Genomic DNA, 14,377 nt, shown 5'->3' on the forward strand with positions numbered 1-14,377 from the left:
CCACCAGCCGGGCGGCGGGCTCGGGGGTTTCGGCTGCGGCGCGCAGGGCACTGAGAGAAGCCTCGCCGGCGGCGCGGTCATGCCAGGCGGCGGAAAGCTCGCGCAGCGGCTCGAAGAAGGCCGGCGCCAGCAGCAACAGGAAGAACCCCTGGGACAGGGTCAGGCGGTCGCCCCAGGCGCCGAAGTCGAACTGGCCCAGCAGGTGGAAGCCGATCTGCACGGCGACCAGCGCGACGCCCAGCGCCGCGAACAGCTCCAGCACCGCGCTGGAGAGAAAAGCGATGCGCAGCACCGCCATGCTGCGCGCCCGCAGCGATTCCGCCTGGGCGCGCAGGCGGCGCGCGGTGGCATCCACCGCCCCCAGCGCGCGGATGCTGGCCAGGCCGCGCAGGCGGTCCAGCAGAAAGCCGTTCATGCCGCCGAGCTCGAGCATCTGCGCCTCGGAGGCCGCCCGGGCGCGCCAGCCGATCAGCGCCATGAACAGCGGGATCAGCGGCGCCGCCAGCAGCAGCGCCAGCGCCGACAGCCAGGAGAAAGGCAGGATGGCGAGCAGGATGACCGGCGGCAGCAGGGTGGCGCGCAGCCGGGCGGTGCGGAAGCGCAGCAGGTAAGGCAGCACGGCATCGGCCTGCTCGGCGACCAGGCTGGCGGCGGCACCGGAAGAAAGCCGCGTCGCATCCAGCGGCGAGCGGGCGGCCAGCGCGTCCAGCGCTTTTGCCCGCAGCTCGGAGAGCATCCGCCGGCTGCCGGCGAAGACCATGCGGCCGCCCAGCGCCTCCAGCCCGGCCCGCGCGGTGCCCAGCGCCAGCAGGCCCGCGGCGGGGGCGGTCATGGCCGACAGACCGGCGCCCTCGGACAGCGCCTGCACGGCGCCGGCCAGGATCCAGGCCATGGGCAGCCAGAGCAGCGCGGCGCCGGCCTGCAGCAGCGCGCCGCGGCGGATCGCGGCCGGCAGTTCTTGCCGCGCGGCGCGGGGCGCCGGGGGGGCCGCGGGCATCGCGACGGGCGCGGCCGCCGGCGAGGCCGGGGCCTCGGCGAGGCGCGTCGCATGCTGCTGGTCCTGCAAGTCCACCGGGTCCTGTCCCTTCCTGACCACGCCGGCTTAGCGGCCGGCAGCCCCCCGCGTCCTTGCGCTGCATCAAGTCCGGCATCGCCCGCTTATATAAAAACCGGCGCATGCTCCGGGCATGCGGGGGCAGCGCCGGAACGCGGTCTCGTTCCGGGATCGATGGTCGAAAAGCGTTGTCGTGTCGGGGCTTAGCGGCCCTGGCGCGGCAGCCAGTCGAGGCGGGCGCCGTGCGGATCGGTCCTCGCACAGGGCGCGCCGTCGATCGCCATGACAAACTGTCCACCCTCCGCTGCCGGCGGGACGGGCCAGGGCATGACGCCAGGAGCCTCGTTGCTGATCCAGTGCTGGCCGATCGTCGGGGCGATGGCCGCGAAGGCGGCGCGGCCCTCGGGCGGCAGATAGGCCAGGACGGCGGTGTGGAAGATGACGAGCGTGGCGTCGCGCGGCGCCTCGGCGGCCAGCTGGGACAATCGTCCGACAGCAGGTCGCCCTGCACCACGCGCGGGCGCTGGATCGCCGCGATGTCGAGCGCGGCGCGCAGCCGGTCGCGGCGGGCGGTCTGCTCCGGCCAGACCAGGCATTCCAGCCAGGCGCGGTCTTCCGGGTTGGCGGCGTCCAGCGGGTTCAGGTCCAGCCCGGCGCGCCAGACCACCGGCGGGATCGTCGTGGGGATCGGCGTCGCGTCGTTCACCGCGCAGGGCAGCAGCGGGCCGGTCGTGCCCAGGCGCCTGCCGTCGAAATCGTAGCTGTAGAAATCCGGCAGCAGGCAGAGCCCGGCCGAGGCGCCGACCTCCAGCAAGGCCAGCGGCGGCTTCAGCCTGGCGAGCAGCGGCAGCAGCGTGGCGCAGCGGCCCGGCTCGTTGGTCTGGGTGGCGCGGGCCAGCATCAGCGCGCGCAAGGCTTCCTGTTCCGCCAGCAAGGTTGCGCGGAATTTTCCGGCGTTGTCCTGCACGCCGAAAAGCTGGCGGAAGGCTGCCAGCAGCAGGTTGGGCTGCCGCTTCGGCGCCGGCATCGTCAGCAGGACATCGAGGATCCCGTCGTCGCCCGCGACGAAGTCCGAAAGGCGCTCGTAGAGCGGCGAGCGGCCGCGGGCTTCCTCGGCGGCGAAGCGGCGGTAGCGGGCGGCGGTGGCGGCGCGGTCATCCATGGCGCTCTCTCCTCCCTCGGCCGCGCCGAAGGTGCAACGATCGCGCGGCGGGGGAATTCTGCTCCCGACACCGCGGGAGGAAAAGCCGATGAAGCCGGCTGCCGAACTGGCGCGCCTGGCGCACACCCCGTTCCCCGGCCAGAGCGAGGCCTATCGCGCCGCGCGCGAGGCCCTGCTGGCCGAGGAAATCGAGTTCCGCCGCCACATGACCCGGCTGGTCGCGCAGCGCCGCGCCCTGCCGCCGGGACCGATCATCGAGAAGGACTACCGCTTCCGCGACGCCAGCGGCGCCGAGCGCGGGCTGATTGATCTCTTCGGGCGGCACGACACGCTGGTCACCTATTTCTGGATGTTCGGGCCGCAGCGCGAGGAACCCTGCCCGATGTGCACCAACTGGCTTGGTGCGGTCGAAGGGAATGCCGCCGATATCGCGCAGCGCGTGGCGCTGAAGATCCTCGGCCGCAGCAGCGTCGAGCGGCAGCGCGGCTTCGCGACGTCGCGAGGCTGGAAGGATCTGGACTTCGTGCAGACCATCGGCGACGACTATGCGCGCGACCTCGGCATCCTGATGGAGGATGGCGCCGAATATCCGGCGCTCGTCGTCTATCGCCGCGACGGCGACCGGGTGCGGCTGTTCTGGGCCAGCGAGATGACCGGCGAGATGGCCGATCCCGGCCAGGACCCGCGCGACGCCCCCGATATCGCGTCGCTTTGGTCGATCCTGGACCTGACGCCGGAGGGGCGGCCCGAGGGCTGGTATCCGAAGCTGCGCTACTGAGGCGCCATGGTCGCGCGGGCGCCGGCCAGAGCCGGGCTGCGGCCGCAGGCCTCGCCGAGCAGCAGCAGCGCCGGGCCGCCGCCGACCCAGCCGCCGGCGTCGCGCGCCACCTCGGCGAAGCTGCCCAGCAGCATCCGCTGGTCGGGCGAGCCGCCGCGCTCGATGAAGGCGGCCGGCGTGGTCGGATCGGCGCCGGCGGCGACCAGGCCCGCGAAGAACTGCGGCAGCGTCGTCACGCCCATATAGACGGCGATGGTCTGGCCGGGGCGGGCAAGGGCGTCGAAATCCACCGCCAGCCGGCCGTCGCTGGTATGGCCGGTGACGAAGGTGACGCTGCGCGCCGCCTCGCGATGGGTCAGCGGAATGCCGGCCTGGGCAGCGCAGGCCAGCGCCGCGGTGATGCCGGGCACCACCTCGAAAGCGATGCCGGCTTCGGCCAGGGCCTCGATCTCCTCGCCGCCGCGGCCGAAGACGAAGGGATCGCCGCCCTTCAGCCGCACCACCTTCCTGCCGGTTCGCGCCAGGCGGACCAGCAGGGCGTTGATCTCTTCCTGCGGCACCGAATGCGCGCCGCGGGATTTGCCGACGTCGATGCGGTCGGCGTCGCGGCGGGCCAGGTCCAGCACGGCGGCCGAGACCAGCCGGTCATGCACGACGACATCGGCCTCGCCCATCAGCCGCAGGGCGCGCAAGGTCAGCAGATCGGCCGCGCCCGGCCCGGCGCCGACCAGATGCACCATCCCGGCGGTCGCGGTCTCGGCGGCCTCCAGCGCGGCGGCGAAGGCGGCCTCGGCCTCCGCCTGGCGGCCCTCTTCGGCCAGCTGCGCCGGGCGGCCGGAAAAGACGCGCTCCAGGAAGCGGCGGCGGGCGCCCAGCTCCGGCAGCTTTTCTCTCAATGGCCCGCGGAAGCGCTCGGCCAGGGCGGCGATGCGGCCGAGGCCCGGGGAAAGCACGGCCTCGATCCGCTGGCGGATCAGCCGCGCCAGCAGGGGGGCGGTGCCGGCGGTGCCGATGGCCACCGTCACCGGGTCGCGGTCGATGACCGCCGGGGTGACGAAGGAGGACAGCGCCGGCCGGTCCACCACGTTCACCGGAATGCCGCGCGCCTGGCAGGCTGCCGACAGCGCCCGCAGCTCGTCCTCCGGCGCGCCGGCGGCGCAGGCCAGCGCCACCCCGTCCAGCAGCGCCGGCGAGAAGCGGGAGGCTTCGCGCAGCCGCGCGCCGGCGGCGGTCAGCAGCCGGGCCTTGGCCGCCAGGGCCTCGCCCTCGCCCAGCAGCAGCACGTCGCGGCCCTGCAGGTCGAGGAAGAGGGGGAAGTGGCGCATGCGCCGCTCCTTACGCCGCGCGCCGGCCGGACGCCAAGGGCTTTGGTCTTGCCAGGGAAAACCCGCCCCGGCCTCCATTGCGCGAACGCACCGCCCCCGACTTACCCACACCCCTATCCACGAAATCTGTGGATTCTTTTCCGGGCTGCCGCCGTCCGGTGGAGACGGCGGGTGAAACGGCCACGGACTGCCAGCGTGGCGCGGCGGGGCGCTGGAGCGTGATGGCTTGCGGTGGACCCAGCGAAGAGCCCGAATGACGCCGTCTAGGGCGTCGGCGTCGGCGTCGGCGTCGGCGTCGGCTGCGGCAGCAGGAGCGCGGCGCAGCCGGCCAGCACCGCCTCCGGCGCGACCGGCTTGCGCAGCATGGTGAAGGCGCCGGCATCCGCGACCAGGCGGAGCACCGTCGCATCGGCATCGCCCGGATGGCCGGTCAGCAGCAGGGCCGGCAGGCGCGGCTGGCGGGCGCGGATCGCCTCGACCAGCTGCAGCCCGTTCATCCCCGGCATCGCCAGGTCGGTGATCATCAGGTCGAAGGTCGCCTCCCGCTCCAGCAGGGCCAGGGCGTCGCGGCCGCCTTCGGCCTCGACCACCACCAGGCCGCGCTCGCGCAGCCATTCGGCCAGCAGGCGGCGCACCAGCGGCTCGTCATCGACCAGCAGGACGCGGGCGCCCTCCGGCACCTCGGCCCCGGCATGGGCCGGCGGGCTGCGGCGCAAGGTCACCTCGTCGGCCTCGGGCAGCCAGAGGGTGACGCGGGTGCCCTTGCCCGGCTTGCTGTCGATGGCCAGCGTGCCGCCCGACTGCTGGGCGAAGCCGGTGGCCATGGCGAGGCCGAGCCCGGTGCCCTGGTCCTTCGGCTTGGTGGTGAAGAAAGGCTCGGCCGCCTGGGCCAGCGTCGCCGCATCCATGCCCGTGCCGGTGTCGGTGACGTCGAGCCGCAGGTAGCGGCCGGGGGCCAGGCCCGGCCGGCCCTCGCCGATATTCTCCAGCACGGCGCCCAGCACCAGCCGGCCGCCGCCCATCGGCCGCATGGCGTCGCGGGCATTGACCGCCAGGTTGATCAGCACCGCCTCCAGCTGGCCGCGATCGGCCATGGCGGGGGGCAGGTCGGGGGCGACGGCCAGCCGCACCTCGACGATGGCGCCGAGGGTATGGCTCAGCACCTCGCGCAGGCCTTCCATCAGGGGGGCGATCTCGATCGCCTCGGCGCGCAGCTGGCCGCGGCGGGCGAAGGCCAGCAGGCGCTGGGTCACCGAGGCGCCGCGCTCGCCGGCGCTGATCACCATCTCGGCCAGCTTGCGGATGCCGGGATCGGTGGTGCGGCGGGTGATCAGCTTGGCGCCGCCCAGCGCCGCCTGCAGCACGTTGTTGAAGTCATGCGCGATGCCGCCGGCCAGCCGCCCGAGCGATTCCATGCGCTGGGCATGGGCCAGCCGCTCCAGCACGCTTTCGCGGTCGCGCCGGGCCTGCACCAGATCCTGCTGGGTGCGGCTGTGCTCCAGCCAGAGGATCGACAGCGCGATGGCAGCCAGCAGCAGCAGGCTGATCGCCGCCGCGGCCGCCGAGATCGACGGGCCGACGAAGCCGATGGACGCAAGCTCGGCGGCCGCGTCCAGCGACAGCTCGACCACCAGGGGCACGGTCTCGAGGGACTGGTAGCCGATCAGGCGCAGCCCGCCCGGGCTCGAGGCCTCGGCGCGGCCGTTCGGCGCCACGGCCAGGGCGCGGCGCAGCGGGTCGCTGGCTTCGAGGCGCATGCCGAGCTCGGGGCGGTCGTCGCTGTCGGCGATGACCACGCCGTCCTGGCGCAGGATGCGGATGCGGCGGCCTTCGCCCAGCTGCAGCTCCTGCAGCGAGCGGACGAGCGCGATCGGGTCGAGCGAGACCACGGCGACGCCGGCGAAGCCGCCGGCCGCGTCGTCGATGCGGCGGGTGACCTGGACGCTCCATTGCGCCGTGGTGCGGCCGATCAGCGGGATGCTGATGAAGGGCTGGCGGCCGCGGGTGTCGCGTGGGCCGAGGAAGTGGGGCCGGTCGGCCAGGTCGACCGGGGTCCAGCCGGGGACGGAGGACCAGATCAGCGTGCCGTCGGGGCCGATGATGGCGATCTGGCGGACGCCGAAGCGGGCCTGCTCGGCGATGGCGCGGAACTGGGCCTCGATGGCGCGGGAGGCCTGGCGCTGGCCGCCGGCGAGCAGCCGCTGGCGGGCCTCGGCCTGCTCGTGCATGCCGTCGATGGCCTCGAAGCTGCGCAGCAGCATCTGCTCGACGGCGCGGGAGGCGATCTCGGCGCGGGCCAGGGCGCTGCCCATGGCCTGGTTCTGCACATGGCGGATATGCAGCCAGGCACCGCCGCCGACGCCGAGCGAGCAAAGTCCCCAGAAGGCCAGGGCGAGCAACCAGGTCAGGCGACGCGACAGGCCAGTCATGGGAGTGGCGATTTTCCTCGGCCGCAAGGGCGCCGTTATAGGCGCATCGGCTTGGCCGCGACAGCTTTTGCGCCGCCTGGGCTGCTGGCGCCCCGCCGTGCCGCAATGGCGCGGCAGCACTGGCAAAAAGAAGATGAGGGGGGTCTGGGGGGAGAATTCATTCTCCCCCCATTCTTCATCACAAGGCCGCGATTTCCCCGCGCTCGATGACGAAGGTGGTGTCGACGAGCTGGCGGAGGAGTTCCGGGCTGCTTTCGGTGATGAGGATGGCGACGTCGGGGAGGGCGTCGCGGAGGCGTGCGAGGGCTTCGGCGTAACGCAGCGCCAAGGCGGGGGCGAGGCCCTGGAAGGGTTCGTCCAGCAGCACCGCCCGGCTGCCGACCATCAGCGCCCGCCCGAGCGCCACCATCTTGCCCTGTCCCCCCGAAAGTCCCGCGGCCTTACGGGGGGCGAAGGTACGAAGCTCGGGCAGCAGGTCGTAGACGGCCTCGAGCCGGCGCTGGAGCTCGGCCTTCGGCAGGCCGAGGACTTCCGCCGGCAGCAGCAGGTTCTCCTGCACGGTGAAGCTGCCGAAGAGGCGGCGCTCCTCCGGCGCGTAGCCGATGCCGAGACCGGTCCGTTTATGGGCGGGCACGCGGGCGCAATCCTGCCCGTCGACGGCGATGCGGCCGCCCTTCAGCGGCAGCAGCCCCATCAGCGCGCGCAAGGTCGTGGTCTTGCCGGCGCCGTTGCGGCCGATGAGCGCCACGCGCCCGCCTGGCGGCACCACCAGGGAGACGCCTCGCAGAACGGAGGCGCCGGCGATATCGACCGAGACCCCTTCAAGTCGGAGCATGCAGCGCCTCCTGCGGCAGCTCGCCGATGACGTCGCGGCGAACCTGCGGGTCGTTGAGCACGGTCTGCGGGTCGCCCAGCGCCATGATGCGGCCCTGGCCCCAGACGGCGACGCGGTCGGCGAAGCGGGCGACGACCTCCATGTCGTGCTCGACGAAGACGGCGGTGACGCGGGATTCGCGCAGCACGCGGACCAGGGTCTCGACCACCGCCATCTTGTCGGCGGCCGCGACGCCGCTGGTGGGCTCGTCCATCAGCAGCAGGCGGGGGCGGAGCGCGACCGCCATGGCGATGTCGGCCAGCTTGCGGGCGCCCTCGTTCAGCGCGTCGGCGCGGCGGTCGGCGACGGGGGACAGGCCGAAGCGGTCGAGCAGGGCTTCGGCCTCCTGGCGGATCGAGGGCCGCATCAGGGGGGCGAAGGGCGACCAGATGCCGCTGCGGGCGGCAACGGCGAGCGCCGCGTTCTCCAGCACCGTGTGCTCGGTGAAGAGCTGCGGCAGCTGGAAGGAGCGGCCGATGCCGAGCGCCACGATCTTGCGCGGCGACATGCCCAGGATCGGCTTGCCGTCGAACTCGATGCTGCCCGCCTGGGGCTTCAGGTAGCCGGTGGTCATGTTGATAAAAGTGGTCTTGCCGGCGCCGTTGGGGCCGATGATGGCCAGGAACTCGCCGTCCATGACGTCGAGGTCGATGCCGTCGGCCGCCTTCAGCCCGCCGAAGGCGAGCTTCAGGCCGCGGGCGGAGAGCAGGGCGCTCATGCGATCTTCCTCCGCGAGAGCAGGGCCTTGCCCATGCCCCAGAGCCCGCCGGGGGCGAAGAGGATGACCAGCAGCAGCACGCTGCCCAGGATCAGCTGCCAGGCGTCCGCCACCAGCGCCGCGGCATAGACGCGGGTCAGCTCGAAGGCGACGGCGCCGATGACCGGGCCGAAGACGCTGCCGGCGCCGCCCAGGATGGCGATGAAGACCAGCTCGCCCGAGGCGGTCCAATAAGCCAAGGCGGGGGTGACCAGGCGGGTGGTCATGGCCAGCACCGCGCCGCCGCAGCCGGCCATCAGCGCGGCCAGCACATAGGCCGCCAGCAGCACGCGGCGGGCGGGGACGCCCAAGAATTCCAGCCGGGTCTCGCGCGTCTTGATGCCGGCCAGCGCCTGGCCCATCGGCGAGGCCAAATAGATGCGCACCAGCGCGCCGAAGCCCAGCGCCAGCACCACGGCCAGGATCAGCAGCACCCAGCCCTGGAATTCTCCTTCAAGGGGGATGCCGGCAAAGCGCAGCGGCGGCAGGCGCATGCCGTCGGTGCCATGGGTGATGGAGTAGAATTTCTCCAGCAGCGAATAGAAGACCATGCTGAGGGCGAGGTTCAGCATGCCGAAGAAGATCTCGCGGTAGCGCACCACGAAGAGGCCGACCACCAGGCCCACCAGCGCCGAGGCGATGGCGGCCACCGGCAGCAGGATCAGCGCCTCGGGGATCAGCATGGCGGTGAAGGCCGCCGTATAGGCGGCCAGCGCCAGGTAGAGGGCATGGCCGAAGCTGACCTGGCCGGCGCGCAGCAGCAGCAGGATGCCGAAGACCGCCAGCGACTTGGCCAGCGCCACGGTCAGGACGAAGCGCAGCCAGGGCACCGCCCAGGCCAGCGCCAGCAGCAGCACGGCGCCGAGCAGCGCCAGCAGCAATTCCTGGGTGCGGGTCATATGCGCCGGGTCTCCGCGACGCCGAACAGGCCCTGCGGCCGCACCAGCAGCACCGCCAGCATGATGACATAGGGGATGACCACCTCGAGCTCCGGCTCGAGATAGACGGCGAAGGAGCGGCCGAGGCCGATCAGCAGCGCCGCGATGGCCGCCCCCTCGATCTGCCCGAGCCCCGCGGTGGCGACCACGGCGAAGGACAGAACAATGGTCTGGGCGCCGACGCCCGGGACCAGGGAGACGGTGGGCGAGGCCAAGGCGCCGCCGAGGGCCGCCAGCGCAGCGCCGGCGGTGAAGGTCAGCAGGGTCACCTTGGCCGCGTCGATGCCCATGGCGCGGGCGGCCTCGCGGTCGGTGGTGACGGCGACGATCATGCGCCCCGCCAGCGTCTTGCGCAGGAACCAGGCGAGGCCGACCAGCGTCGCCAGGGCGATGCCGGGCAGGACATAGAGCTGGTAGGCATTGAAGGGGATGACGTCGGCACCGAAAGGAATATCGACGGTGCCGAGCAGGCGGACCGGCGCGTCGGAGACCACCGGCTGCACGCCCCAGAGCAGCTTCTGGAGATCCTCGAGGATCATGAACAACGCAAAGGTCACGAGGAGCTGCAGCACCGGCTCGTGGTCCTGCATGCGCCGCAGCAGCAGCCGCTCGATCGGCGGGCCGAGCAGCGCGCCGACGAGGGCGGCGGCCACGACGAGCGCGGGGTAGGCGAGGAATTCAGGCAATCCACGGCTGGACAGGAAAAGACCCAGCGAGGCGGCGCTGTAGCCGCCGATGGCATAGAGGCTGCCATGGGCGATGTTCAGCACGCGCAGCACGCCGAAGACGAGGTTGAGACCGACCGCCACCATGAAGACCGCCGCGGCATAGGACAGGCCGTCCAATGCCGCGAGGCCCACCAGCAGCCCGTTCTCGGAGAACCAGGCACCCATCAGCGGCCGCGCCTCAGGGCTTGTAGGGGACGGTGGCGGGCAGCTTGTCCAGCATGTCCGGCTTCAGCGTCTTCAGCCAGTCGATGCTCTTCTGGCCGACCGGGGTGGTGATCATCTCGGCCGGGAAGCTCATCATGTCGGTCATCACCGCGAAGTTGTACTTGTCGGTGTGCATCGAGGTGCCGATCAGCTGGTTCTCCAGCCCCTGGCCGTCCTCGCGGATGGTGACGCTGCTGGTCAGCGACGGGAAGGTCAGGCCGCGGAAGGCCGCCGCCAGCTCGGCATCGTTCGGCCATGCGCCGCCCTTGGCCGCCATCGCCTTCTCATAGGCGGCCTTCATCGCCGAGACCGCCTGGAACATGTGGTGGGTCGAGTAGATCGGATAGACGTTGAAGCGCTTGCGGTAGTCCTCGGTGAACTTGGCCAGCAGCGCCGGGTCGCGGGGCGACGGGTGCAGGAACCAGTGGTCGCCGCGGGCGCCGATGATATGGCCGGCCGGCAGCGCCTTGCCGACGCGCTCCAGCGAGCTCTCGGCCAGCGGGATGACGAAGGTCGAGCGCTCGAACAGCTTGCGGTCGGCGGATTGCCGGATGAAGGCGTCGAGCTCGCCGCCCCAGGTGGTCGAGAAGATGACGTCCGGCCGCAGCGCCAGCAGCCGCGTCACCTCGGTCGAGAAGTCGGTGGCGCCGAAGCGCGGGAAGAGCTCCGCCGCGACGCGCACGCCGGGCTTCAGCGCGTTCAGGCCGGTGCGGAAAATGTCCCAGGAATCGCGGCCCCAGGCATAGTCCTGGTTCATCACCGCGACCGAGCGGAAATCCGGCTTCGACTTCAGCAGGTAGAGCAGCGGCGCCAGCACTTCCGGCGTGGCATTGGCCTGGGTGCGGTAGGCGTAGCTGTATTTGCCTTCCTCGAAGACGCGCTGGGTGCCGCAATCCCACAGGATGGTCGGGCGCTTCATCTCCTCCGACAGCGGCGCGCAGGCCAGGCAGTCGGCCGAGGAGATGCCGGCGAAGATCAGTTGAACGTTCTCACTCTGCACCAGGCGGCGGTATTCGCCGGTGAAGTGGTCGACGCCCGGGCCCTCGTCGATGAAGATCGGCCGCAGCTTGACGCCGGCGATGCCGCCCTGCTCGTTCAGCTGGTCGAACAGCAGCTCGGCCGCCTGCTTGCCCGGCACGCCGAAGACGCTGGAGGAGCCGGACAGGAAGGTGGCGATGCCGACCTTGATTTCCGCCGGCTTCTGCCCGGCGCCCTGGGCGCTGGCGCTGCGCCCGGTCAGCGCCAGGCTGCCGATGCCGAGCGCCGCCTGCAGGGCGCCGCGGCGGCTGATGGTCGAGGATGGGACAGCCGGCGCCAGCGCGGCCCCGGGGGTCACTTTCTGCATGGAACGCTTCCTTTGTATCCGGCCGTTCACGGCTCTGTGGCGGAGACTGGCAGAAAGCGTTGCAGCGATCCAGCATCGGAATGGCTTTCAGCCGGCTGCTGTGATCACAGAATACGTCTTGCCTGCCGCGCCGCGGCTGGCGAGACTGCCGGCGTCAACCGGCACGCCAAGCGCCGGAGAAAACGCGTCCGAGAAATCCAGGGAAGTGTCGAAAAAATGATCCAGACGCCCCGCCGCCGGCTGCTTGCCGGGGGTGCCGCCCTGCTGGCCCCCACCCTGTTCACGCCGCCCGCGCGGGCGCAGGCCGCCGCGCCGATCCGCATCGGCGTGCTGGCCGATTTCTCCGGCCCCTATCGCGACACCTCGGGTCCGACGGCGCTGGCCTGCGCGCGCCAGGCGGTGGAGGACCTCGGCCTCGCGAACCGCGGCATCCAGGTCGAGGTGCTGCAGGGCGACCACCAGAACAAGCCCGACGTGGCCCTGGCCCTGGCCCGCCGCTGGATCGACCAGGACGGCGTCGACATGATCACCGAGGTGAACAACTCGGCCATCGCCTTTGCCATCGCCGGCCTGGTGCAGGAGAAGGACCGCGTGCAGATGAACAGCGGCGCGCTGAGCGCGGCGCTGACCGGCGAGCGCTGCTCGCCCAACACCATCCACTGGACCGCCGACACCTGGATGCTGGCGAACGCCGTCGGCCGCGCCACCGTGCGCAACGGCGGCGACAGCTGGTACTTCATCACCGCCGACTATGCCTTCGGCCACCAGATGGAGCGCGACCTGGGGCGCTTCGTCACCGCGGCCGGCGGCAAGGTGGCGGGATCCTCGCGCTTCCCCTTTCCCGGGACCACGGATTTCGCCTCCTTCCTGGTGCAGGCCCAGTCGAGCCGCGCCAAGGTGATCGGCCTGCTGATGGCCGGCACCGACATGGTCAACTGCATCAAGCAGGCGCGCGAATTCGGCGTGGCGCGGCGCGGCGTGAAGCTGGCGGGCACGCCGATGTTCGTCACCGACATCCATGCGCTGGGCCTGGAGACGGCGCAGGGCCTGCTGCTGGCCGAGGCCTATTACTGGGACCTGAATGACCGCACCCGCGCCTTCAACCAGCGCATCCGCCCGAAGACGCCGGCCAACTGGCCGAACCAGGAGCATGCCGGCACCTATGCCGCCTGCCTGCACTACCTGAAGGCGGTGGCCGACATGGGCGCCGGCCCCGCCAAGGCCAGCGGCCGCGCGGTGGTGGCCCGGATGAAGGCGATGCCGACCGACGACGACTGCTTCGGCGCCGGCGTGGTGCGTGCCGATGGCCGCAAGGTGCACCCGGCCTATCTCTTCGAGGTCAAGGCGCCGGGCGACAGCCGGGGCCCCTGGGACTACTACAGGCTGAGCGGCACGGTCGCCGCGGAGGAAGCCTTCCGGCCGATGGCGGAGGGCGGCTGCCCGATGCTGGGCTAGCCGGCGGCCGGCTCGAGGCGCAGGTCGCGCAGCTTCATCGACCAGGGTGCCTGCCCCTCGCCGCGCTGCGCGTCGAAATCCGAGGTGAAGCAGCGGCGCCGCAGCACGAATTCGGCGGCGCCGTCCTGCAGCGTCAGCGGCACCACCAGCCGGTCCTGCGGCGGATGCGCGACGGCGAGGCGGCGATGCTCGCCGCTCTCGGTCAGGAAGGCCTCGAGCTTCAGCGCGCCGCCCTCGTTGAACCGGCGCGGCGCCTCGGCGCGGAAGCTCAGCCGCACGGTCTGGGTGCCGGGCGGCCCGGCCGCGCGCAGCCGCACCAGCACCAGCGGCCCGAGCACCGGCACGCCGGCGGCGACCAGGCTCTGCGGCCCCTCGAAGGCGATCTCGCCCTGGCCCGACGGCAGCGGCAGGGCGACCTCCGGCAGCGGCCGCGCCCGCGCCTGGCGCAGCGCAGGATGGATGGTGTCCATCAGCCCGGCGCGCAGCCATTCCAGCCGCAGCAGCGACAGCGGCGCCCCGGCCGTGCCGGCGCGTGCCTCCTTCAGGCAGAGATCGGCCTCGGCCAGGGCGCCCTGCCAGAACAGGCGCCGCGCCTGCAGCAGCAGCAGGGCGGGACAATGCGGATGCACGGCATAGGCGCCGGCCGCGGCGGCGATGGCGGCGAGAGGCGCGCCGTCGGCCAGCAGCGCCAGCACCCGGTCGAGCCGGCCGAGCTGCATCAGCGTCAGCCCGACATTGTGGTCGGCGCCCGGCACGACGAACAGGTTGGGCCAGCCATCCTCGAGGAACAGCGCGACATTGGCGAGGTCCAGCATCTGGTCGTCGCCGAACAGCAGCAGGTGGCGTCCGGCCTGGCCGGTCCGCCGCACCTCGGTGCCGGCGAAATGCTTGTGGGCGTCGAGCCACTTCTTGTAGCGGATGATGCCGCGGCCGAAACGCCCGGTGTCGAGCGAGACCGGCGGCGAGATCGCCAGCACCCGCGCCTCGGGCAGCGCCTCGCCCAGGCGCAGCGCGCCATAGGCGCCCATGCTGACGCCGAGGAAGGTCACCCGGCGATAGCCCTGCCGCGCCACCAGCGCCTGCAGATGCGCGATCAGCGCGGCGCGGCCCTCGGGGTTCTCGTACCAGCTGCGGCTGTTGTCGCGCAGCAGCAGCCGGTCCACCTGCGGCAGCCGGCCCAGCGCGCGGTCCCAGTCGAAGCCACGATAGGGCTGCGCCGCGTCGCCCAGCCCGGTCAGGGCGATCACCAGGTGCTCCGCCGTGCCGGCCGAGATCAGGCGCGCCTCATAGCTGCCGAAGGACAGCGTCTCGGGCGTGGCGGGCGGGGG

The 14,377-nt window shown here is 72.2% G+C and carries 12 protein-coding genes and 1 pseudogene; 2 read left to right on the top strand and 11 right to left on the bottom strand.

Translation table 11 applies throughout. The annotated features are described in order from the left end of the window. The 3 genes and pseudogenes from BKE38_RS17135 to BKE38_RS33810 all read right to left on the bottom strand — a co-directional run. Window positions 1-1,072: ABC transporter transmembrane domain-containing protein (locus BKE38_RS17135; protein ID WP_242662437.1), on the bottom strand; the 1,072-nt coding region annotated here is incomplete at its 3' end. Window positions 1,073-1,257: 185 nt separating this feature from the next. Further along, window positions 1,258-1,539: a DUF2332 family protein gene (locus tag BKE38_RS32890; RefSeq protein ID WP_207553596.1), complete on the bottom strand. Its 282-nt coding sequence runs from the start codon at window positions 1,537-1,539 to the stop codon at window positions 1,258-1,260. A gap of 20 nt (window positions 1,540-1,559) precedes the next feature. After that, a pseudogene (locus BKE38_RS33810) lies at window positions 1,560-2,216 on the bottom strand (DUF2332 family protein); the annotation flags it as partial. Between the two features lie 88 nt (window positions 2,217-2,304). On the opposite strand from BKE38_RS33810, the gene BKE38_RS17145 reads away from it, so the two are divergent. Continuing rightward, the gene (locus BKE38_RS17145; RefSeq protein WP_076958495.1) at window positions 2,305-2,994 is read left to right on the top strand and encodes a DUF899 family protein; all 690 of its coding nucleotides are present in this window, start codon (window positions 2,305-2,307) and stop codon (window positions 2,992-2,994) included. On the opposite strand, the gene cysG is transcribed toward BKE38_RS17145, so the two are convergent. From cysG to BKE38_RS17180, 7 genes are all read right to left on the bottom strand, one after another. Further along, a complete protein-coding gene (cysG, locus tag BKE38_RS17150) occupies window positions 2,988-4,319 on the bottom strand; it encodes a siroheme synthase CysG (protein WP_076958496.1) in 1,332 nt (443 codons plus the stop codon). The genes BKE38_RS17145 and cysG overlap by 7 nt on opposite strands. A 263-nt stretch (window positions 4,320-4,582) precedes the next feature. Beyond that, on the bottom strand, window positions 4,583-6,748 hold the full coding sequence (locus BKE38_RS17155; RefSeq protein WP_076958497.1) for a response regulator: 2,166 nt from the start codon (window positions 6,746-6,748) through the stop codon (window positions 4,583-4,585). Between the two features lie 178 nt (window positions 6,749-6,926). Beyond that, entirely contained in the window at window positions 6,927-7,583 is a 657-nt protein-coding gene (locus tag BKE38_RS17160; RefSeq protein ID WP_076958498.1) for an ABC transporter ATP-binding protein, read from the bottom strand. Beyond that, window positions 7,570-8,340: an ABC transporter ATP-binding protein gene (locus BKE38_RS17165; protein WP_076958499.1), complete on the bottom strand. Its 771-nt coding sequence runs from the start codon at window positions 8,338-8,340 to the stop codon at window positions 7,570-7,572. The genes BKE38_RS17160 and BKE38_RS17165 overlap by 14 nt, the downstream gene beginning before the upstream one ends. After that, window positions 8,337-9,278, bottom strand: a complete 942-nt coding sequence (locus tag BKE38_RS17170; protein ID WP_076958500.1) for a branched-chain amino acid ABC transporter permease — start codon at window positions 9,276-9,278, stop codon at window positions 8,337-8,339. Before BKE38_RS17170 ends, BKE38_RS17165 begins: the two co-directional genes overlap by 4 nt. Then, window positions 9,275-10,210 (bottom strand): branched-chain amino acid ABC transporter permease, encoded by a 936-nt coding sequence (locus BKE38_RS17175; RefSeq protein WP_076958501.1) that lies wholly within the window; start codon window positions 10,208-10,210, stop codon window positions 9,275-9,277. Before BKE38_RS17175 ends, BKE38_RS17170 begins: the two co-directional genes overlap by 4 nt. Before the next feature lie 13 nt (window positions 10,211-10,223). Beyond that, window positions 10,224-11,594, bottom strand: a complete 1,371-nt coding sequence (locus BKE38_RS17180; protein WP_083747622.1) for an ABC transporter substrate-binding protein — start codon at window positions 11,592-11,594, stop codon at window positions 10,224-10,226. Between the two features lie 216 nt (window positions 11,595-11,810). Between BKE38_RS17180 and BKE38_RS17185 the strand changes: the two genes are divergently transcribed. Further along, window positions 11,811-13,049 carry an ABC transporter substrate-binding protein gene (locus BKE38_RS17185; protein ID WP_076958502.1) on the top strand — a complete coding sequence of 413 codons (1,239 nt, stop codon included), beginning with the start codon at window positions 11,811-11,813 and terminating at the stop codon, window positions 13,047-13,049. On the opposite strand, the gene BKE38_RS32195 is transcribed toward BKE38_RS17185, so the two are convergent. Continuing rightward, on the bottom strand, window positions 13,046-14,377 hold a 1,332-nt coding region (locus BKE38_RS32195), incomplete at its 5' end, for an alpha/beta fold hydrolase (protein ID WP_367595897.1). The genes BKE38_RS17185 and BKE38_RS32195 overlap by 4 nt on opposite strands.

The sequence above is a fragment of the Teichococcus deserti genome (genome assembly GCF_001982615.1).
Taxonomy (GTDB): Bacteria; Pseudomonadota; Alphaproteobacteria; order Acetobacterales; family Acetobacteraceae; genus Pseudoroseomonas; species Pseudoroseomonas deserti.

Coding starts and splice junctions, on each gene's coding strand:
- BKE38_RS17160 (WP_076958498.1), bottom strand. CDS start 7,583: ATGCTCCGACTTGAAGGGGTCTCGGTCGATATCGCCGGCGCCTCCGTT.
- BKE38_RS17155 (WP_076958497.1), bottom strand. CDS start 6,748: ATGACTGGCCTGTCGCGTCGCCTGACCTGGTTGCTCGCCCTGGCCTTC.
- BKE38_RS17185 (WP_076958502.1), top strand. CDS start 11,811: ATGATCCAGACGCCCCGCCGCCGGCTGCTTGCCGGGGGTGCCGCCCTG.
- BKE38_RS17170 (WP_076958500.1), bottom strand. CDS start 9,278: ATGACCCGCACCCAGGAATTGCTGCTGGCGCTGCTCGGCGCCGTGCTG.
- BKE38_RS17180 (WP_083747622.1), bottom strand. CDS start 11,594: ATGCAGAAAGTGACCCCCGGGGCCGCGCTGGCGCCGGCTGTCCCATCC.
- BKE38_RS17165 (WP_076958499.1), bottom strand. CDS start 8,340: ATGAGCGCCCTGCTCTCCGCCCGCGGCCTGAAGCTCGCCTTCGGCGGG.
- BKE38_RS17145 (WP_076958495.1), top strand. CDS start 2,305: ATGAAGCCGGCTGCCGAACTGGCGCGCCTGGCGCACACCCCGTTCCCC.
- BKE38_RS17175 (WP_076958501.1), bottom strand. CDS start 10,210: ATGGGTGCCTGGTTCTCCGAGAACGGGCTGCTGGTGGGCCTCGCGGCA.
- cysG (WP_076958496.1), bottom strand. CDS start 4,319: ATGCGCCACTTCCCCCTCTTCCTCGACCTGCAGGGCCGCGACGTGCTG.